The following is a 19,184-nucleotide window of genomic DNA, read 5'->3' on the forward strand; positions in this document are numbered from 1 at the left end:
GTCTAATTTTGGTCGCTTGTTAGACCGCCGGGGTCCGTCCGGTAGGGGAACGATGTGCGGGATGGGTTGGCGATGCAGGCTTCCTGTTCGAAGAAGGGTGGAGTGTTCCCGGTTTAGCGGACACGGGATCTTCGGTTATGCCTTGGGTTTTGTTTTTCCAGGCTCGTTCCGCTCGAGTTTGAGAGGACGAGCCGCGATTCCAGACCTTCTTGGCGGTGGCGCTGTTCCAAAGAGCGGCCCAAAGTAGTTCCGATGAGAATGAGCGCAATCCCGCAATACCCAGCGATCCCTATTTGGTCGTGGGCAATGCTTACTCCGATGATGGCGGCCCATACTGGTTCTGTGCCAAGCAGGAGGCTAACGCGTGATGGAGAAGTTCGTCTGACGGCCCAGATCTGAACGAAGAACGCGAAAACGGTGCAAATGAGCACCAAGTACAGGAGCATTAGTCCCTGCTGGAGGTTCAGGGTGGAGAGGTAATTCGGGACCGATTCTCCGTAAAAAAACGAACCGGCGGTAAAGAAGAGGGCGCAGGTACCCAACTGCACGGTGGTGAGGTGTAATGAATCCATCGTTTTACCGCCGGTGAGCTTATGCATCGAGACAACGTGCGAGGCCCTCAAGCCTGCGGCGCCCAGCACAAGTAGATCTCCGGCACTGGGTGGGTCGAAGGAGCCGTTTCCGGCAAGCAGGACCACTCCGACTACCGCAACGACAGCGGCAACGAAGAACTTGCCCGGCAGACGCCGGCGCGACACGATGGACTCAAGGACCGGAGTGAACACGATCGTAAGGCTGATGATTAGCCCCGCATTAGTTGCGGAGGTATGCGCGATCCCGAAGGTTTCGAATCCAAAGACGCCTGCTAGCAGCACCCCGATCGGGATACCAGCAAGCAGCTCCGCACGCGTCAGGCGCTTGCACCGAACACCCGCGATTGCAGCTATGACACCGGCTGCAATCAGCATCCGTACAGAAAGAAGGGCCAGCACCGTGCCTGAGGACATCAGCTCCTTCGCCACCAAGTAGGTCGATCCCCAGGACGCAGCCACCAGAAGCAGCAGGAGATCGACTCGGAATCGTGCAGGAAAAATACCCATTAATCCATCGTCCCTGCGAGCATGCATTAGTACCAGAGGATGATTTGCGCGTGTATGCATTAGTTTGGACTAATGGAACTTGGGCAGCTTCGCGCTCTGCGGGAACTGGGAGATAGGGGCAGTATTGCCGCTGTCGCTGCAGCCCTCCACGTCACGCCGTCATCAGTTTCCCAGCAGCTCAGCGCGCTGCAGCGCCGCGCAGCCACTGCGCTGACGTTCAAAGACGGACGACGGACCGCGCTAACGGACGCCGGGCGTGCCCTGGCTCTGGCGGCTGTGGATGTGGAGGTGGCGCTTGAAAGGGCGGAGGAAGCGGTCGCGCAGTTCCGGAACGAACCGCAGGGGGTTGTGAAGGTGGCGGCGTTCCACAGTGCCGCGCTGGCACTCTTTGGCCCGTTACTGGCCAGGATGAGTGCCCGGGACCATCCCAGTGTTGCCCTCAGTGACTTCGACGTGGCCCAAGAACACTTTCCTGCCCTCACCCAAGACCACGACCTGGTCATAGCCCACCGGCTAACGGGCAGTCCACCGTGGCCAGGAGCAGTGCGCGTCGAACCGCTCATGCTTGAACCCCTGGACCTCGTCATCCGCAAGGACCACCGGCTGGCGGCCAAGGAATCCGTCATACCTGAAGACCTCCGGGGAGAAACCTGGGTGGCCGTTCACCAGGGATTCCCCTTGCAGCATGCTCTTGAGCAGATCGCCGGCATTGGAGGTGCCGACGTACGCATCGCTCACCAGATCAATGAGTTCTTCGTTGCGGCTGCTGTGGTCGCTGCCAGTGACTGCGTCGCGCTTATGCCTCGCTACACTACCGACATGCGTCATCACCCCAATCTGGTACTCAAACCGATTTCCAGCCTTGGACCCGGCCGGCACATCGATTGCCTCATCCGCCCTGAAACCCTTGAACGAGCAAACGTGAAAACCGTTCTAACCCAACTGCGAGCCGTAACAACTCACCTCACCTCGCAGGCACCTTCCTCCAAAGACCGTCCCGACGTCCGCTGACATTTCACAAGACGACCTACCAGATATCCGTAGTGTTCTGCACAGGACGTTCCTGTCCGTAGTGGAACCTCCTTCGGGACCCTTCCCTTTTTTAGGGATGGTTGTTGCCGGCTGACACCTTTGGCATGACTATTATTCGACCGGCATACGCGTCGTATGTTGCGAAGCGTAGCGGTCCTGTCGGATATCCATGGCGTGTTGCCGGTTCTTAAAGCTGTGCTGGCGGAACCGGCCGCTGTAAGTGCTGACCTTATTGTCGTGGCTCCAATGACCACGCGTCCGGACCTCAGCGGGTACAGGTATTGGATCGGCTTGCCTCCCTGCGAGACAGAGTTTGGTGCGCGGCAACGCCGACCGCGAGCTGGTGGCCCTGGTACGCGGGGAATCCATCGGGATTTTGTATGAGGTAACGCCCTGGACGGCCGCGCAGCTGACCGCTGGACACGTGGACATGCTCGCGGCCTTGCCGCCAACTTTGACGGTCGATGCTGACGGTTTTGGGCCGGTTCTGTTTGCCATGCGACACCGCGTGATGATGAAGAAGTTGTGCTGGTGGACAGCCGGTTGGAGCGGTGGGCTGATGTTTTCGCTGAACTACCCAAGGGGATCCGCACCGTGGTCTACGGGCATACGTAAATGCCGTTTGTGCGACTGGTTGATTGGCGTCTGGTAATGAACGCTGGCAGCATCGGGATGCCCTATAACCGGCCAAGAGGCCAGTGGGCGCTGCTGTAAGGCTGGTCCGTTACGCTTCATCGAACCCAAGTCGACGTTGACGCCGCAGTGGCACGGGTCGTAATGGAATCGGACTATCCTGACGTCCAGGTATGGGCGGACTATTTCCTCCGAGCCGAAGCCAACGACGCCGAGGCAGCGACCGTCTTCGGCCCTCACGACGGCCGTACCTCTTGAGGAACTACCAGATCCAGGGCCAACAAAATGCTGTGCGGTACGGTGATACCCCGCTAGACTCAGCACGTCCCCTCGTGCCAGCGGCGCGGGCGCGCCTTCGAGCACAGAGGCGGCGGACCCGATCCGAAAGGTTCGCGATGAATATTCTCAAGTTGTCTTGGGTAGGAACCCGCACTGACACCCACGACGAGACGGCGGCCTTCTTTCACGATGTGATGGGGCTGACCGTCAAGCACTCCGGGAAAGACTTCACAGTGCTGGCGCTGCAGGATGGAGCGACAGTAGAAGTCTTTGGCCCTACCAGTAGCTTCAACCGCCATCTAACTCATCCGGTGGTCGGCTTCCTGGTTGCCGATCTGGAGCGCTCGCTCAATGAACTGCATGAGGCCGGTGTTGAGATCGTGCTGCCGATTCAACGCTCCAACGAAGGCAAATGGCTGCACTTCCGGGCACCAGACGGCTTCGTATATGAACTTAGTGAGGACGAACCGATTTCTGAGTAGCACCTTCCGCAAGGAGTGTCCCATATAGACGCCCTGGTCCGTCTCGTATGAGGGTCTGCGGACAAGGGCCATGGAAACCAACCCGTTAGCTTTGAAGCCTCGCATCGGTGGCGTTCCACAAAGGAACGGTCGACGGGTCGATCGCGTGCGGTGGACTTGTCGCTGATTGACAAACTCCTTGGAGGAGAGCCGCTTCAGCGGTGGGTCCGGTGACTTGCTTGCGAGCAAAAGCGAGGACATTCAACCTTTCCATACATTCCCATTGTGGGTATATTAGCGTCCATGACGGAGGTTAGCTTTTGGATCCTCACGGCCCTCGCCGGAGGACGGCAGCACGGATATGCCATCCTGCGTGATGTTGAAAAGCTCACGGCGGCTGAGGTCTCGTTGCGAGTGACGACGCTCTACGCCACGCTTGAACGACTCGAACGGGATGGGCGTGTTCGCCGAGCCGGCGAAGAAACCATCGATGGGCGTGCACGCCGCTACTACGAACTAACGGAAGACGGGCATCAAGCTCTCAAATTGGAGACGGCCAGGCTCGCGGCCAGGCTCCGGGCGGCGGAAAGCCGGCTGGGGGCGCCCCGCCCTGCCACCGGAGGTCCCGCAGCGGCGACGATGTCCTGGGAAATGTAGGATGAGCGATTCTCGACGCCACCGGTATGCTCAGCTGTTGCGCTGGTATCCGCAGCCTTGGCGCGAGGAGCACGGCAGCATCATGCTCGATACCCTCGATCAGCACGCCAGCGACCGAGGTATTGCGCGCCCGTCCGTTCCGGAAGCGTGGTCCCTCAGGGCCCACGGATTAGGGGCGCGGGCAACACCCCGATGGGCAGCAGGTACCGCTGCCACGGCACTGATGGCCTTCATAGCTGCCACTTGGCTCATGTTGAGCAACGCCATAATGTTCCCTGGGGCAGACATGGCGCGGCTCTTACTGGCGGTTTTCATCGGACCGCTGACACTGGCCCTCTCCGCCGTCGTCCTTCTGCATCGGACCGGGCAGCTTTGCGCCCCGGCGGCGTTGTTCACAGCAGCGTTCGTCCCACCGGCCTGTGCTTTCGCGGCATTGACGGCAGCGAGCTGGGCGGTTGGTTTTAATGAAGCTGATGCAGGTCTCGGTCTCAGCTGGTTCGGATCATCGACCCTGTTATTCCTCATAGTCGCCTGGATGGCCGGCACGATGTCCCTCCTTGCCCCGGTGGGCTTAGTACTGAGAAAGAAGCGTCCTGCGCCGATCCGCCTGGCGCAAAGGGGTGCCTTGGCAGCAATAGCGTCCCTCGTACTTGGTGCCTTGATGCTAATGGGACAAATAGTCGGCATTCTTGTTGCCGCCGTGCTGCTCGTCCTGGCGCTCCGGCCAGATCGGGCCACGCGGCCGGCAGCGCTCTTCGAAGATGATCGGGCAGCGGCGCGAGGGTTCCGTCAGGGACAGCCGGCAGTTCTGACCCGCTGGCGGGAGACCGCAGCAGGTGCAGCGGCAATGGTGTCATTGATTATGGGAATTGGATGCGCCGTATTTGCGCTCACCGGCGGTAGCTGGGCGCCGTCAGTCACGGATTCCACCCACGCGATGAATCTGGGACTTGCTGCAGGTGCCCTGGCGGCCATCCCTGCAGTTATCGCTGCCGGAATGGTCCTGACCCTGCGTTTTGGCGTCGTCATACGCTGGTCAGCCCTTCTATGTTGCGGAAGTCTCGTCATGGAAACTGCTGCCCAGCTCCTCGGGGCCGGCCATTCATCGCAGTGGCCACTGACCCTTGCTGCAGCAGCCCTGATGGGCTTCGTAATTGCACTGCCGTTCAGTCGCCTCCTACCAGGGCGGAACTCGCTGCGGATTAGCGTGACAACGGTACTCGGCTTGGCCGGTTCGTCCATCGGGCTCCTCCTTGTGACCATGGCGGGCTTCATCGCACCACTTGGAGCCGCGGCGCTGTTTATCTGGTTGGTGACTCGTCCCTCCAAACAGAGCATCAATCACGCCGACAAACGGTCAACTATCAAAGAGGCTGAGGCGCTGTCATAGTCAAGACTGAAGCCCGGAAGGGCGTCATTTTCCGAAGAGTCTGCGAACAGATTCCTTGCCCGTAGAAGGAACACTGAGTGGGCGCCTGACAATTCAAGAAATCCTGAATAACCACGAACTCACGTCGTCCACTGGCCGACGACGGCGATAAAGGAAGGCTGGGCGGGTTACAGTTGCGGGCTCCTGCGGCCGCAGTCGTCCCGCTTGGCCTTTTCCTCATGCCAGAATGGCCTGTCGTTGCGCTGGACGTGGATCAAGTAACCCCGGGTCATTCCCGGTTCAAGCCGTGTTGGTGCGCTACTCCACGCCGCTGGTGATGCGGCGCGACGAACATTAGGCGCACGTTACTGTCGGGCTGAGCCCACGCTTGTACTTGCTCCGCCGTGTAGTCCGCGGCAGCGGTCTCTGTCACCCGGCGCTATGCGGGATGAGGCGTGACGCGGCTGTCGGAAAGGTGCGGGCAGCAGTATGATGCTCCGTCAGAGCCTCGTCTGGTTTTCACACAACGAGACTTTCCCGTGCTTGAAGGTTCCGTCATTGCGTGCCGTAGCTTGAAAATGCTGTCTCGAATCCGGCTTTTTACTGTTGGCAGCGGAACGTTAAGGATGTTCGCCACTTCGGCATACGTCAGGCCGTCAAAGAAGGCAAGATTGATTGCGGCGTGCTGGCGTGCGGATAGCGAGAGTAAATGACGGTTGACGTCCTCAGCCTCAAAGATTGTAGTAACCGCCTCTGCCACCACGTCGTGGTCGGTCGAGTGGCTCGCCGATGCAAAGCGTGTCTGGCGGTTGCGGTGGGACTGTTCGGCTCTCACATGGTCCACAGCGCGGCGCCTGGCGATGGTCATTAGCCACGACATGACGGACCCCCGTGCCGGGTCGAACCGGTCGGCTGTTTCCCATACCTGTATGTATACGTCCTGGGAGGCATCCTCGCTGAGCTCCGTTGACACTAGAATGGCCCGGATCGTCGCGAACACTTTTTTGTTGGTGTGCACGAAAAATTCCTCAAAAGCGTCATTGTCGCCCTCTGCTATGCGGCCCAGCAGTCCGGTCAGAGCCCGCACGCCCACTTGTTGAGGCCGTTCTTCAATTTCGTCCCACGGCGATACTGACGGGTCGGGTGCGGGTGGGGTCGGTGGCACTGACATGGAACGGCCCTTCAAGGTCGGAGTGCAGTATGACACGGGTACGTGCAGGCAACGGGGGCCTTTCGGCATCCAGTCAGGTGGCTCCTTGCCATAGCGGGGTCAGTTGGGCGCTGCCTCCATGATCTGCGATGAGGGAGACGGCCATGCGTTTGGCCCAAATGGCGGCTTCCTTGTCTCCCTCTACGGCGGAGATGATGGAGCCTTTCGTCAGGATGTGGCAGGACCTGGCAAAACGATCTGGTTCCTCGAGGCCTGCTTCCGTGGCGAGAGTGCGCATGAAGTCCCGCACCTGGGCCAGATAGCCGGCTGCGGCCTTCCCCAATGGATGGGTGGCGCCCATTTCCAGCATGGTGCTTATGAAGGAACAGGCCTCGAAGTCGTCGCGGCGGAACGACCCGTCCAGAACATCGAAAATGGCCAGCAACTGGGCTGTAGGATTATCGGCTCTCCTTCTGGATTCGGAGATGATCTGCTCGACAGTCCAGACCTGATGGCAGCGTTCCAAGAAGGCCAGGACCAGATCGTCCTTTGAAGCGAAGTGGCCATAGAAGGTCGCTTTGGCAACCCCGGCCCGCGATATCAGTTCCGCGATGCCGACATCGCGGATGCCACGCTGGGCGAACAACTCATAGGCGGCGCGCATAATTCGCTCCCGCGCGCCAGTAGGAACCGCTGGAGAAGGGATTGACGTGTCGGTCCGGTCCACTAAAAGGCTCTGGAAGTGTTTCATCAGAAGCCGACACTACACGTAAACCAGACAGACCGGTCGGTATGGTCCCCGTGTAGGGAAAAATGACCTAACTCCATCCGGACGCCGGGACCAACCGGCAACAAAAAAACTGCCCGTAAGCCGATCATGTACACGACTGCCGAAACCCACGTGGTGGCGTAGGGGGCTTCGAATCGGTCGCGTTTGACAAGGGAACCTCCTACGGGAGGTCTAGCCGGGCTCCGAGGACCGCCCGGGCTGTGATAGCCCCGCCATGATCGTCCTCTATGTGCCGCATGCCGATCTTTTCTGCGACACGACGAGAGGCTCCGTTGTCTGGATGGATGATGGCGACGAGCAGTGGAACGTTGAGCTCATCGCGGGCGAAGTCCTTGCACGCTGCTGCTGCTTCGGTGGCGTAACCTTGGCTTTGTTCGCCCACGAGCAGGTGATAGCCGACCTCCAGTTCCATGCGGCCGTTGACGTCTTGCCAGGTGAGGCCGCAGTCTTCGGGAAACTGACCGTCGAGGGTTTCCACGATCCACAGGCCGTAGCCGTGTTCGGCGTAGTTCGCTTCGTTCCAGGCGATCCATTGCGCAGCCTGTCTGCTGAAGTCATCTGACGGAATCGAAGCCGAGGCGTTTGTTGGGGGAGCACTCACAAAGCTTACGGACGTCCCTTAACCCGAACGCGCTACGGAACGACCCGTTAACGGACGACGCTAGGGCACTGAAGGAGAATGGGTGCATGTCAAAGAGCTTCAAGTGGGAGCCTGACCTCGCGCGCGGCGAGTAGCTTCGCCTCCCAGAATGTGGCTTCGTCTTCGACGCTGACACGTAGATGATGGCGGCCCGAGGCCCCGCCCACTGCCGCCTCCCACGCCGGGAGCCTAGAGGTGGTGAACCCCAGCGCCTCCGTTGCCTCGGCCGGACTCATTCCATCACAGCGGATTTCCAAATAACTTTCACGCAACCAGCGGTATCCGACCTCTTGGTGGACACCAGCCGCGCGGGCGGAAGGCTTGAGGCCATTCCCATGCTTAATCGAAGCCAAAAACCTGATGCCTGTTGGAGAACCAGAACTCAAATACATATCGAATCACCTTGAAATAGGCGTTGCTTCGATCGATAGAATCCCGCGGAGCTTATCTGACACACCCGTACGCATGTCTGAACTACTGGTCGGCTGGGCTCAAGGTGGTCCACAGACGAGCGGGAACTTACCGTCGGTGTGACTGGCTGCGCTCTCGAGTTGAATCGAAGCGAAATTATGTTGATCACGGATTCACTGGGACCAACATGTATCGGGTCGGGCTGCGTGAAGCACTGGCGTGATGCGGAGCCCGGGGATGCCATTGTTGTTGCCCAGCTTGACCTCATGGCTCGCTCTGTTCGGGATGCTTATGAGATTGTTGACGACGGCGCCGACCGGGGAAAAGCTTAGCGTTGGCGGCCCGCTCCATGGCCCGACGGACCTTCAGGCAAGCTGCTGATCAACGTGCCGGGGATGGTCGCCGAGTTCGAAGCCGGCTGAAGGGCCGCACGCCCATGCTTGGCCATATGAGTGGCGTATTAACAGCCACACGGGAGGCCGTCCGCGCGAGATACCGGAAGCGAACCATCGAAAGCAAGGGCCAGGACCATGGCCGTCACTCGTCCGTTGGGACAACCCGCAGCGTTGTCCCAACTCCTGTTCAGCATCGGGAACAATCCCGACCTCCTCATCCCGACCTCCTCATCCCGACCGCCTCACCCCGGCCCGGGTGGCTCAGGAGATTTAGTCTTGGCCCACCGCTATCTCCCGGACGGACGCAGAAAGAGCCGTGACCAAGATGGCTCGGCCCCCTGCCGCGATCGGCTCGGCGGGCAGCCCCAAATTGGCGGTTGGCAAACTTGGGAGCATCGACAGGTATAGACGCGGTATCAGTAGCAACAAGGAATGCACAACAGGAAATGCAATCCGTCCCCTGAGCCTTTGGAGGCAAACGCAGACGTTGCCGGCCATATCGGGTAGAACGGCCGCTGTTAGAAAAGAGTCGGTGCAAATTCAGCGGCAGAGAGCGATTCGGAGGTGGCTGCCCGAGCAGGACTGTGCCGCCCAGGCCCCGGTTCATCCGGTAGGCTTCCGGCCGGGTAGCGTGCTTCCTCAGCCCGGGCGTCGTGGATGAATCCATCGGTGCCGGCAAAACCGTGCTTTGCCTTGAAGTATGAGATGCGTCCGGCAAGCCACTGCCGGTAGTCTTTCTGCGCGTAGGAGCCGGTTGAATATAGCCGGCGGTACCGACCGACGAGGGAGGGATGTTCCTTGGCCAGCCATTGCATGAACCATTCCCGGGTTCCGGGCCGCAGGTAGAGCGCGCCGGCACTGACCCCGGTGGCGCCCGCCTTGGTCAGTGCGCCGAACAGCGAGTCAAGGGCCTGATCTGAGTCGGTAAGCCACGGAATGATGGGCATCGCCATCACGCCGCAGGGCAAGCCTGCTTCGCGCAGTCTGCTGATCAGGGCCAGCCGTGCCCGCGGCGAAGGGGTGCCGGGCTCAAGCGTGTGTGCCAGTGCCTCATCGGTGAGGGCCAGCGAGATTCCCATTCCAATAGAGACCTGCTGCCCCGCAGCCTTGAGCAATGGAATGTCGCGGCCCAGCAACGTCCCTTTGGTCAGGATGGAAAACGGCGTCCCGGAGTCGGCTAGCGCTTTGATGATATCCGGCATGAGTTGGTACCTGCCCTCGGCGCGCTGATATGGATCCGTGTTGGTGCCCAGCGCTACATGCTGGCGACACCAGGTGGATTTTGCCAGTTCTTTGCGCAGTACTTCGCCGGCATTGATTTTCACGACCACTTGACTGTCAAAATCCATACCCGCATCAAAATCAAGGTAGGTATGGCTTTTGCGGGCAAAACAGTAGACGCAGGCGTGCGAGCAGCCCCGGAATGGGTTCACCGTCCAGCCGAAGGGCATTTTGGAGCCGGCGGCAACTTTGTTGAGCACGGACTTGGACACCACTTCATGGAAGGTAATGCCGGCAAAATCCGGAGTGGATACGGTCCGGACCAGGCCGGTCAACGGCAGCAATGCCGGGGCAGCGACTGCTTTTTCCGGTGCTAATTCCTGAGTTTCCCAACGCATGTCTTTAGTCGAACATAGATTCGATCCGATTGCAAGGTTTGTCCTCCTGCTCCAAACCAGGAGCGTGGCGGCGGTGCAGCGGCCCGGTCGCTGGACAGCTAGGTTAGCGTGAGAACATGCAGCGCCGCAGTTCCTGCCCGGCGCAGCCGTCGCCCCATCGAGCAAAGGAGCCCGAGATGTCCAACCTGTCCACTATTTTGACCAGGTCCGCCCAGTCCAATCCAGCCGGTATCGCTGTCAAGATGGACGACGTCGAGATCAGCTACGCGGCGATGGAAGCCGTGAGCAGAAAGGTAGCGGGCCTGCTTAAGGACCGTGGTCTGCTGCCGGGGGACAGAGTGGCGTTGATCAGTCCGAATCTGCCGCTGATGCCCTCGATCTATTACGGCATTCTGCGGTTCGGTGCCATCGTGGTGCCGCTGAATCCATTGCTGAAGTCCCGGGAAATTCAATACCATCTCACCGATTCGGGAGCTAAGCTCGCTTTCGCATGGGACGGCGTCCTCGGTGAGGTTGGTCCCGGGGCGGAAGCTGTCGGGGCGGACGTCATTTTGATTAATGCCGACCTGATGGGCCTTCTGGGGGCGGTGGAATCCGTGGATGAGACGGCCGAGGCGGCACCTGATGACACCGCGGTCATCCTTTACACCTCCGGCACCACGGGCCGGCCAAAGGGGGCCGAGCTCACGCACGAGAACTTGCGCAGTAATGCCGAATGTTCCACCGCTCTGTTCGGCGCACGGATCGACGACGTGGTTTTCGGCGGCCTGCCGTTCTTCCACGTTTTCGGCCAGACCTGCGCACTGAACTCAGCGGTCATGACCGGCTGTACCGTGACCATTCTGCCAAAATTCGATCCGGTCAAGGCCCTGGAAATCATCGAACGGGACAAGGTCACCATTTTCGAGGGTGTCCCCACCATGTACATCGCCCTGCTGCGCGCCCGCGCCGCCGGGGACAACCGCGACAGGTTCGACGTCTCCAGCCTGCGCGTGGCAGCGTCCGGCGGATCCGCGCTTCCGTTGGAGGTGCTGCGCGAATTCGAGCGGACCTTTGGTGCCACGTTGCTGGAGGGCTACGGTCTCTCGGAGACGTCCCCCGTGGTGTGCTTCAATCAGCTCGACGGCATCCGCAAGCCCGGGTCCATCGGCACGGCGGTCCGCGGCGCGCAGCTGCGGGTACTGGATGAGGACGGGCACGACGTCGAGCCCGGGACCGTGGGCGAACTCGCCGTTGCCGGTGCTTACGTGATGAAGGGCTATTGGAACAATCCGGAGGCCACGGCGGCCGCCATCCCGGATGGTTGGTTCCGCACCGGAGATCTGGCCCGGATGGACGAAGACCAGGTATTTTTCATTGTTGACCGCAAGAAGGACATGATTTTGCGCGGCGGGTACAACGTTTATCCCCGCGAGGTTGAGGAGGTGCTGTACGAGCATCCCGCCGTGGCGGAGGCAGCCGTCGTCGGGCGCCCCGATGACGTACACGGTGAGGAGATTATCGCCGTCGTCGCCCTGAAGGAGAATGCGGAAGGGACCGAGGATCCGGAACGCCTGGCAGCTCAGATCCGGGAATTCGTCAAGGACAGGATCGCGGCCTACAAGTATCCCCGCGAGGTGCTGATTGTTGATGCGCTGCCCAAGGGGCCGACGGGCAAAATCCTCAAGCGCGAAATCAGTACAGCTCCCACGTCACCGTAACCGAGGCGTCGACGCTGGTTTCCCCGGCGGCCAACGGGAGCGCTGTAACGCTTGATGCGCGGGCCATTAGGGGGACGGGCACAGGCCCGACGGCGGCGGACTCGCCTTCGATGACGGCGTGTACCGGGCCGAGGGAACGGCCGGCCAGCGCGGCGAACTGTCCGGCCTTGGCGGCGGCGTCGGCCCACGCAAGTTCACGTGCCCGTGCTGCCGCCCGGGACGGGTCGGCGACGGAGGGTTCCAGACCGTTCAGCCGAACGTCATTGCCGCCGGCCTCCACCGTTGCTGCAATAACGTCCTGCACTTCGCTCCCGTAGTCCAGCTTCACGGCCATGGAACTGCTGACCAGGTATCCGGTGACCACATTCCCCGATCCCTCCTGCCAGCTGGTTTCTGCACGGACATTGAGCGCATTGCTGCTGATGTCCGTCGCCGTAATGCCCAGCGTCTGCAGCCGGGCCAGGATTGCCGTCACCGCGGCTGCTGCTGCGCAATAGGCATCCGGCACCGAACTGTGCCGGGTTTCAATGCCGACGCTGACAGTCAGCCTGTCGGGTGCCTGGCTGCAGGAGCCCCGGCCGGTCACCGTTACCTGCCCGGGCCCCGCCGCGGGCTCCGCACCGGTAACGGGCCCGGTCGGGGGATCGGCTGCAGCGGAGGATGGGAGCTGTTGCTGCCGTGCTGTCATCGGAATACCTCGGTTTCGGTGCGGGTCATTGTGCCCGCCGTTGTGTGCGCGTCTGTGCGGCAAAAACGCCGGACCGTGGGATGGTGCCGGTACCCGCCGTCGTCGAGCCCGGCGAGGCGTTCGAAGAGGTTCCGGCTGCCTGGCTCCCCGGTGCGCCACAGCGAGAACAAAGCGGCGGCGGCGTAAAGGGGCAGAAACGGCAGGCCCAGACACCAGGCGTATTGCGTGCTGTGCCGCGCCTCATGATCCAACAGCGTCGGATTTGCATCAATGAACGTGCGGTCAGCGCGGTAAATCACCACGTTCCCCACGGTGAAGGCCCCGGCGATGGGGAGCCGGGGCCGGTAATCGGTAGCGAGGATCAGTCCCTGCGGCCCGGGCTGTGTTGCGGTGCCGGTCAGCAGCGCCAGCACAAGCCCGGCGGGGGTGGATAGATTCAGCAGGTTCAATACCCTCCGGAGCCGCTGCCAGCCAGTCATGGTTCCATCGTAAGCCTCCCCATTTCCGGCACCTGGCCGATGGCGCACCAGCTCAAGACCGGCGCACCTGCTGCAGCGGCGGCGATTGTCCACAGCGGGTGCGCTCGCCCGACGGCCCCGCGAAACCTCTGGGGACCCGGCCCCCGGCTCCGGTGGGAAGCCGCGACCCGGCGCCGCGCCGCGTTCAACTAGACTGAGCGGGGCGGGACACCGACCCGCAATTTATCCTGACGAACTTAGGTAATAACAGTTGATGTCTGAGAATACAGAGACTCCCGGGAGCCCCGGGATCACCGCGTCGGCGCCGGACCCGACCGATGACGGAGCCATTGGTGCCGCCGTCGAGCATGCCGTCGCGGCCTTTGCCGCCGCGTCGACGCTGGACGGACTCAAGGCCGCCCGACTGGCCCACACCGGAGAGAAATCTCCCTTGAGTCTGGCCAACCGCGGTATCGGTGCGCTCGCAAAGGAGCAGAAAGCGGCGGCCGGAAAGCTGATGGGAGCCTCACGCGGCCGGGTCAATAAGGCGCTCACAGCCCGGACGGCCGAGCTGGAGGCCCAGGACGCAGCCCGGATTCTGCTCGAGGAAACCGTCGATGTCACCGCAGCGCCGCGTCGTCGCCGCGCCGGTGCCCGGCACCCGTTGTCCACCCTGCAGGAACGGGTGAGTGACATCTTCGTGGGCATGGGGTGGGAAATTGCCGAGGGGCCGGAACTGGAGAGCGAATGGTTCAACTTTGATGCGTTGAACTTCAAGCCGGACCACCCGGCGCGCGAAATGCAGGACACATTCTTTGTCGAACCCCCACAGGCGCATCTGGTGCTGCGCACGCACACCTCGCCGGTTCAGGTGCGGTCCATGCTGGAACGGGAGCTGCCCATTTATGTGCTGTGTCCTGGCAAGGTGTTCCGCACCGATGAACTCGACGCCACGCACACCCCGGTTTTCCATCAATTTGAAGGTCTGGCGATCGACCGCAATCTGTCCATGGCGGATCTGCTGGGGACACTGGAGCACTTCACCCGCCAGCTGTTCGGCGATGAGGCCAAGGTCCGGCTGCGGCCCAATTATTTCCCCTTTACCGAACCGTCCGCGGAGCTGGATATCTGGCATCCGGGTGCCAAGGGCGGCGCGCGCTGGATCGAATGGGGAGGCTGCGGGATGGTCAATGCCAATGTGCTTCGGGCCGCCGGCATTGATCCCGAGATCTATTCGGGATTTGCCTTCGGCATGGGCATTGAACGCGCACTGATGTTCCGCAATGAGGTCGGGGACATGCGGGACATGATTGAAGGCGATGTACGTTTCAGCGAGCACTTCGGGATGGAGATCTAAATGCGAATCCCTCTTTCATGGCTGCGCGAGTATGCCCAGGTACCGGCGGAGGCACACGCCGAAGATGTAATGGCCGAGCTGGTCAAGGTGGGGTTGGAGGAAGAAGCCGTCCACCGGCCGATGGACCAGCTGCAGGGTCCTATTGTGGTAGGTCAGGTGCTGTCCTTGGTTAAGGAGCCGCAGACCAATGGCAAGACGATCAACTGGTGCGAAGTCCGGGTGGTCCCCGAGGGCCAGCGGCAGGCGCTGACGGGTGATGGCATCGACCCCTCCGGCGTGCAGGGGATTGTCTGTGGCGCGCACAACTTCGAGGTGGGGGACAAGGTTGTTGTTACCCTTCCCGGTGCCGTCCTGCCGGGGGATTTCCGAATTTCGCCGCGCAAAACCTATGGTCATGTTTCCGCCGGAATGATTGCCTCGGTCCGCGAGCTGGGCATCGGCGAGGATCATGACGGGATCCTGGTGCTCGGGACACTGGGCCTGGATCCGGAGCTGGGCACGGACGCACTGGAGCTGCTGGGCCTCTACGACGAAGCCGCGGAAATCAATGTCACACCGGACCGCGGATACTGCTTCAGCATCCGCGGGGTGGCGCGGGAATACGCGCATGCCACCGGCACGGTCTTCACCGATCCGGCCGACGGCGTTAATGTCACCGCTGCGTCCGGCCCGGGTTACCCCGTGCAGCTGCAGGACGAGGCGCCGATTTACGGCAAACCCGGCTGCGGCAGGTTTGTGGCCCGAACAGTGCGCGGCGTCGATGCCACTGCACCCACTCCCACCTGGATGTCCTCCCGGCTCCGGCTGGCCGGCGTCCGGTCCATCTCACTGGCGGTGGACATCTCCAACTACGTCATGTGGGAGCTGGGCCAGCCGCTGCATTGCTACGATGCGGACAAACTTTCCGGCGACATTGTGGTGCGCCGGGCCCGCAGCGGGGAAAAGCTGGAAACCCTGGACGGCAAGGTGCGCGCACTGGACGCGGAGGACCTGCTGATCAGCGATGATTCCGGCGGCATCGGCATTGCCGGTGTGATGGGCGGGGCCGCGACAGAGGTCTCCGCCGGTACTACCAACGTGCTGATCGAAGCCGCCCATTTTGATGAAGTCAGCATCGGCCGGTCGCGCCGCCGCCACAAACTGCCCTCGGAGGCATCCAAACGTTTTGAACGCGGGGTCGACTGGCAGATTGCCGACGTTGCAGCCCAGCGGGTGGTGGACCTGCTGGTCGAGCTGGCCGGCGGAACCGCTGAGACGACGGTAACCGACGTTGGTACTAAGCCCGCGCCCATTGTCATTGGTCTCTCGGGCGGCTATGCCTCCGCCCGCATCGGCATCGATTTCACCGATCAGCAAATAGCGACGGCGTTAAGCGACATTGGTGCCACACTTACCCCCGGTGCGGTGCAAGGTACTCAGAGCGCCGTCGGCAATTGGTACGACGTGACGGTTCCGAGCTGGCGTCCTGATCTGGAAACCCGTGACGATCTGACGGAGGAAATTGCCCGCTTGGTGGGTTATGACAAGATTCCCGCTACCCTGCCGGTTGCCCCTCCTGGGCGCGGGCTGACCCGGGTCCAGCAGCAGCGCCGCCGCCTGGTGCAGGCACTGGCCGATGCCGGTCTGACCGAGGTTTTGGCGTATCCCTTCGCGGCCAAGTCAGATAACGAGAAATTTGGCACCGCCGATGCCGACGCGCCCCAGCAGATGATCAAACTGGCAAACCCGATCAGCGAAGAACAAGGATACCTTCGGACGTCGATCCTGCCCGGGTTGATCGAAATTGCACGGCGCAACCACTCCCGCGGTTTCCGCGATCTTGCCGTGTTCGAGGCCGGTCTGGTGTTCCTGCCCGACGGCGGCCCGCTGGGTACGGACCATATTCCCCCGCTGGGGATCAGGCCGCCGGAGGCAGTACTCGATACGCTGTACGACGGTTTGCCGGAGCAGCCGCTGCACATCGGGGCCGTATTGACCGGTAAGGATTCGCCGCTGGCCGCCGGCCACAGCGCCCGTGCCTGGGACTACGCCGATGCACTGGATCTGGCCCGGCTGGCCGGAGATGTGCTCGGAGTTGAGATAGTGGTCAGCCAGGGCTCACACCAGGCTTTCCATCCCGGGCGCACGGCCGCGCTCTCGCTGCGCAGTGGAGAGCTCATCGGTTACGCCGGTGAGCTGCACCCGAAGCTGCTCGCGGAGCTGGACATGCCGGCCCGCTCGGTGGCGTTGGAGTTGGACGCCGACAAGCTATTCAACGAGGCGCCGGATGTCATAGTGGCCAAGCACCTTTCCACCTTCCCGATCGCCACCCAAGACGTTGCCCTGGTGGTACCGGCGGAAGTTCCGGCAATACAGGTGCTGGAAGCGTTGCGTTCCGGTGCCGGTGAACTGCTGGAGGATGTTGCGCTGTTCGACGACTACCGCGGGCCCGGTCTGGGTGAGGGAAAAAAATCCCTTGCTTTCGGGCTGCGCTTCCGGGCGCCGGACCGCACGCTCACCGCAGAGGAGGCCTCCGCCGCCAGGGAAGCGGCCGTTGCGGTCGCCGCGGAGCGGTTTGGAGCCGTCCTCCGGGCTTAACCCGGGCCCAACTTCCACTCGGTGCAAAAATGACGCCGTTCCCGCAAAATGATGCCTGTATATACGCGTCATCGGGCGGGATCGGCGTCATTTTCCGCTGGCGCCGTTTTTTGCAGGAGTTTTTTGCAAGGCTAGGGCATGAGCAGGACCTTGCCGGTGGTTTTGCGCCCGGCCAGGTCCGAATGGGCGCGGGCGGCTTCGGCGAGCGGATAGCGCGCGCCGATCCGGACCTTCAGCGTCCCGTCTGCGGCGGCACCGAAAACCTCGCTGGCGCGCCACCGGCGTTCCTGCGGATTCCGCAGGAAATCCCCGAGCGTGGGTCGGGTGACGCTGAGGGACCCACCGGCATTGAGCCGCTGCAGGTCAAACGGCGGCACCGGGCCTGACGCCCCGCCGAAGAGGACCAACATGCCACGGACCCGCAGCGCCGAAAGCGAGCCGTCGAACGTATCTTTGCCGACGCCGTCGAACACTACATCCACCCCGGCACCGTCCGTCAATTCACGCACGCGGTCGGAAAAACCCTCGTAACGCAGCACTTCGTCCGCGCCGGCTTCCCGGGCCAGCTGTTCCTTCGCGTCGGTGGAGACCGTGGTGATCACCCGGGCGCCGCGGGCCTTGAGCAGCTGGGTCAGCAACAGCCCCACCCCACCTGCCCCGGCGTGGGTGAGCACCGTCTGTCCCGGCTCCACCCTGAAGGAGGAATTCATCAGGTAGTGCGCCGTCATGCCCTGCAGCGGCAGGGCTGCGGCAATATCATCCGGAACGCCGTCGGGAACCGGCAGGGCCTTCGCTGCATCGACCACGACAAATTCCGCGTACGTGCCACTGGCCTCACAGGTGGACACGCGCTGCCCGACCGCAAAGTCCGTGACGCCGTCGCCCACAGAGGCGACGGTGCCCGCCGCCTCTGAGCCAGGGGTCAGTGGGAACGGGACTTTGTACAGACCGCTGCGCTGATAGGTATCGATGAAGTTCACGCCTACGGCTGCTACCTTAATCAGCAGCTGCCCGGGCCCCGGGGTAGGTTGCTCCACCTCTGCGAGTCCAAGCACCTCCGGGCCGCCGGATTCCTGCGCAACTATTGCCTTGCTCATGGGTGTACCTTTCCGTTGGGGCTGCTCGCGCCCGTAGGTGCCGCTCGTGGACGCCCGCAGGCTATGGTCACGGCAGCCGAGCCGTCTGATTCCATGCTACGGCCGAGACAGCGCCGCTGTGCAGGGACACAATGGGAAGGACAGCCGCGCTAAGGCGGAACAGGGACGAATTGGATGCGCCGTACGCGGCAGCAACTTACATTGCGAGGGCAGTCAGATGAACCGTTGGATCGGGACCATAGCAAAGGATCTCACGCAGGGGGCGGCGGCCGGCATTGCGGCGACCGTGCCGATGAGTCTGGCCATGAAAGCCGCCCAGCGGGCGGGTCTGGTGGGGAAGCAGCCTCCCCGATCCATCACCGAAAACGCCCTGCACGCAGCAGGCGTGCCTGCATCCTCCCCGACGGTGAAAACGATTTCCACGGCGAATCACTTCCTGATCGGAGCAAGCCTGGGCGGCGTGTTCGCCGTGCTGTCCCGCGCGATGCCGCCTCTGCGCACCGGCATCGGCGGTGCGGCCTTTGGATTGTCGGTCTGGGGCGTGTCCTACGAGAAGCTGATTCCCTCCTTGGGCCTGCTGCCGCCCGCTTCCCGCGACCAACCGGGCCGTCCATTGGCCGTGGCAGCAGCCCATGTGGTCTTTGGCGCGGCTTTGGCAGGGTGTTTGCGGGCGTTGCGCCGCTGACGCCGGCCCTGCTGACGCGGGCGGTGCTGTCACCAGTCAGCGCCGAAAGATCCGGGCACGCGCCGGCACTCCCACAGATTATGCAT

The 19,184-nt window shown here is 62.1% G+C and carries 17 protein-coding genes; 9 read left to right on the forward strand and 8 right to left on the reverse strand.

Annotated elements, in window-relative coordinates; all coding sequences use genetic code 11:
- Positions 1-113: 113 nt before the first annotated feature.
- Entirely contained in the window at positions 114-1,100 is a 987-nt protein-coding gene (locus tag IV500_RS08100; RefSeq protein ID WP_196396286.1) for a DMT family transporter, read from the reverse strand.
- 72 nt (positions 1,101-1,172) lie between these two features.
- On the opposite strand from IV500_RS08100, the gene IV500_RS08105 reads away from it, so the two are divergent.
- The 5 genes from IV500_RS08105 (at position 1,173) to IV500_RS08125 (ending at position 5,552) form a co-directional block, all read left to right on the forward strand.
- The gene (locus IV500_RS08105) at positions 1,173-2,111 is read left to right on the forward strand and encodes a LysR family transcriptional regulator (protein WP_196396287.1); all 939 of its coding nucleotides are present in this window, start codon (positions 1,173-1,175) and stop codon (positions 2,109-2,111) included.
- Positions 2,112-2,445: 334 nt separating this feature from the next.
- Positions 2,446-2,784 (forward strand): hypothetical protein, encoded by a 339-nt coding sequence (locus IV500_RS21405; RefSeq protein WP_230854659.1) that lies wholly within the window; start codon positions 2,446-2,448, stop codon positions 2,782-2,784.
- A 376-nt stretch (positions 2,785-3,160) separates the two neighbouring features.
- The gene (locus IV500_RS08115; RefSeq protein WP_196396288.1) at positions 3,161-3,526 is read left to right on the forward strand and encodes a VOC family protein; all 366 of its coding nucleotides are present in this window, start codon (positions 3,161-3,163) and stop codon (positions 3,524-3,526) included.
- A 282-nt stretch (positions 3,527-3,808) separates the two neighbouring features.
- The gene (locus IV500_RS08120) at positions 3,809-4,162 is read left to right on the forward strand and encodes a PadR family transcriptional regulator (protein WP_196396289.1); all 354 of its coding nucleotides are present in this window, start codon (positions 3,809-3,811) and stop codon (positions 4,160-4,162) included.
- Between the two features lies 1 nt (position 4,163).
- Complete coding sequence (locus IV500_RS08125; protein ID WP_196396290.1) at positions 4,164-5,552, forward strand: hypothetical protein; 1,389 nt, start codon at positions 4,164-4,166, stop codon at positions 5,550-5,552.
- A 418-nt stretch (positions 5,553-5,970) separates the two neighbouring features.
- Here the strand turns inward: IV500_RS08125 and IV500_RS08130 are convergent, their stop codons facing one another.
- The 4 genes from IV500_RS08130 to IV500_RS08145 form a co-directional block, all read right to left on the reverse strand.
- Positions 5,971-6,702 carry a sigma-70 family RNA polymerase sigma factor gene (locus tag IV500_RS08130; protein WP_196396291.1) on the reverse strand — a complete coding sequence of 244 codons (732 nt, stop codon included), beginning with the start codon at positions 6,700-6,702 and terminating at the stop codon, positions 5,971-5,973.
- Between the two features lie 73 nt (positions 6,703-6,775).
- Positions 6,776-7,345, reverse strand: a complete 570-nt coding sequence (locus tag IV500_RS08135) for a TetR/AcrR family transcriptional regulator (RefSeq protein WP_230854660.1) — start codon at positions 7,343-7,345, stop codon at positions 6,776-6,778.
- Positions 7,346-7,631: 286 nt separating this feature from the next.
- Positions 7,632-8,072, reverse strand: coding sequence for a GNAT family N-acetyltransferase (locus IV500_RS08140; RefSeq protein WP_196396293.1), 441 nt, complete (start codon positions 8,070-8,072; stop codon positions 7,632-7,634).
- Positions 8,073-9,435: 1,363 nt separating this feature from the next.
- On the reverse strand, positions 9,436-10,536 hold the full coding sequence (locus IV500_RS08145; protein WP_196396294.1) for an Rv2578c family radical SAM protein: 1,101 nt from the start codon (positions 10,534-10,536) through the stop codon (positions 9,436-9,438).
- A gap of 176 nt (positions 10,537-10,712) precedes the next feature.
- Here IV500_RS08145 and IV500_RS08150 point away from each other — a divergent pair, with 176 nt between their 5' ends.
- Positions 10,713-12,236 (forward strand): long-chain-fatty-acid--CoA ligase, encoded by a 1,524-nt coding sequence (locus IV500_RS08150; RefSeq protein WP_196396295.1) that lies wholly within the window; start codon positions 10,713-10,715, stop codon positions 12,234-12,236.
- Here IV500_RS08150 and IV500_RS08155 read toward each other — a convergent pair.
- Positions 12,211-12,924 (reverse strand): SIMPL domain-containing protein, encoded by a 714-nt coding sequence (locus IV500_RS08155; RefSeq protein WP_196396296.1) that lies wholly within the window; start codon positions 12,922-12,924, stop codon positions 12,211-12,213. The two genes, IV500_RS08150 and IV500_RS08155, sit on opposite strands and share 26 nt — an antisense overlap.
- Positions 12,921-13,403 (reverse strand): hypothetical protein, encoded by a 483-nt coding sequence (locus tag IV500_RS08160; RefSeq protein ID WP_230854661.1) that lies wholly within the window; start codon positions 13,401-13,403, stop codon positions 12,921-12,923. Before IV500_RS08160 ends, IV500_RS08155 begins: the two co-directional genes overlap by 4 nt.
- A 253-nt stretch (positions 13,404-13,656) precedes the next feature.
- Between IV500_RS08160 and pheS the strand changes: the two genes are divergently transcribed.
- Together pheS and pheT are read left to right on the forward strand one after the other, a co-directional pair.
- Positions 13,657-14,739, forward strand: a complete 1,083-nt coding sequence (gene pheS / locus IV500_RS08165) for a phenylalanine--tRNA ligase subunit alpha (RefSeq protein WP_196396297.1) — start codon at positions 13,657-13,659, stop codon at positions 14,737-14,739.
- Positions 14,740-17,316 carry a phenylalanine--tRNA ligase subunit beta gene (pheT, locus tag IV500_RS08170; protein WP_196396298.1) on the forward strand — a complete coding sequence of 859 codons (2,577 nt, stop codon included), beginning with the start codon at positions 14,740-14,742 and terminating at the stop codon, positions 17,314-17,316. It begins immediately after the preceding gene.
- Positions 17,317-17,447: 131 nt separating this feature from the next.
- Here the strand turns inward: pheT and IV500_RS08175 are convergent, their stop codons facing one another.
- Positions 17,448-18,413 carry a quinone oxidoreductase family protein gene (locus tag IV500_RS08175; protein WP_196396299.1) on the reverse strand — a complete coding sequence of 322 codons (966 nt, stop codon included), beginning with the start codon at positions 18,411-18,413 and terminating at the stop codon, positions 17,448-17,450.
- Positions 18,414-18,630: 217 nt separating this feature from the next.
- Here IV500_RS08175 and IV500_RS08180 point away from each other — a divergent pair, with 217 nt between their 5' ends.
- A complete protein-coding gene (locus IV500_RS08180) occupies positions 18,631-19,098 on the forward strand; it encodes a DUF6789 family protein (protein WP_196396300.1) in 468 nt (155 codons plus the stop codon).
- Positions 19,099-19,184: the final 86 nt, after the last annotated feature.

The sequence above is a fragment of the Arthrobacter terrae genome, assembly GCF_015708085.1.
Classification (GTDB): Bacteria; Actinomycetota; Actinomycetes; order Actinomycetales; family Micrococcaceae; genus Arthrobacter_M; species Arthrobacter_M terrae.

Coding starts and splice junctions, on each gene's coding strand:
- IV500_RS08175 (WP_196396299.1), bottom strand. CDS start 18,413: ATGAGCAAGGCAATAGTTGCGCAGGAATCCGGCGGCCCGGAGGTGCTT.
- IV500_RS08130 (WP_196396291.1), bottom strand. CDS start 6,702: ATGTCAGTGCCACCGACCCCACCCGCACCCGACCCGTCAGTATCGCCG.
- pheT (WP_196396298.1), top strand. CDS start 14,740: ATGCGAATCCCTCTTTCATGGCTGCGCGAGTATGCCCAGGTACCGGCG.
- IV500_RS08145 (WP_196396294.1), bottom strand. CDS start 10,536: ATGCGTTGGGAAACTCAGGAATTAGCACCGGAAAAAGCAGTCGCTGCC.
- IV500_RS08120 (WP_196396289.1), top strand. CDS start 3,809: ATGACGGAGGTTAGCTTTTGGATCCTCACGGCCCTCGCCGGAGGACGG.
- pheS (WP_196396297.1), top strand. CDS start 13,657: ATGTCTGAGAATACAGAGACTCCCGGGAGCCCCGGGATCACCGCGTCG.
- IV500_RS08155 (WP_196396296.1), bottom strand. CDS start 12,924: ATGACAGCACGGCAGCAACAGCTCCCATCCTCCGCTGCAGCCGATCCC.
- IV500_RS08160 (WP_230854661.1), bottom strand. CDS start 13,403: ATGACTGGCTGGCAGCGGCTCCGGAGGGTATTGAACCTGCTGAATCTA.
- IV500_RS08105 (WP_196396287.1), top strand. CDS start 1,173: ATGGAACTTGGGCAGCTTCGCGCTCTGCGGGAACTGGGAGATAGGGGC.
- IV500_RS08180 (WP_196396300.1), top strand. CDS start 18,631: ATGAACCGTTGGATCGGGACCATAGCAAAGGATCTCACGCAGGGGGCG.
- IV500_RS08125 (WP_196396290.1), top strand. CDS start 4,164: ATGAGCGATTCTCGACGCCACCGGTATGCTCAGCTGTTGCGCTGGTAT.
- IV500_RS08100 (WP_196396286.1), bottom strand. CDS start 1,100: ATGGGTATTTTTCCTGCACGATTCCGAGTCGATCTCCTGCTGCTTCTG.
- IV500_RS08135 (WP_230854660.1), bottom strand. CDS start 7,345: ATGCGCGCCGCCTATGAGTTGTTCGCCCAGCGTGGCATCCGCGATGTC.
- IV500_RS08115 (WP_196396288.1), top strand. CDS start 3,161: ATGAATATTCTCAAGTTGTCTTGGGTAGGAACCCGCACTGACACCCAC.
- IV500_RS08150 (WP_196396295.1), top strand. CDS start 10,713: ATGTCCAACCTGTCCACTATTTTGACCAGGTCCGCCCAGTCCAATCCA.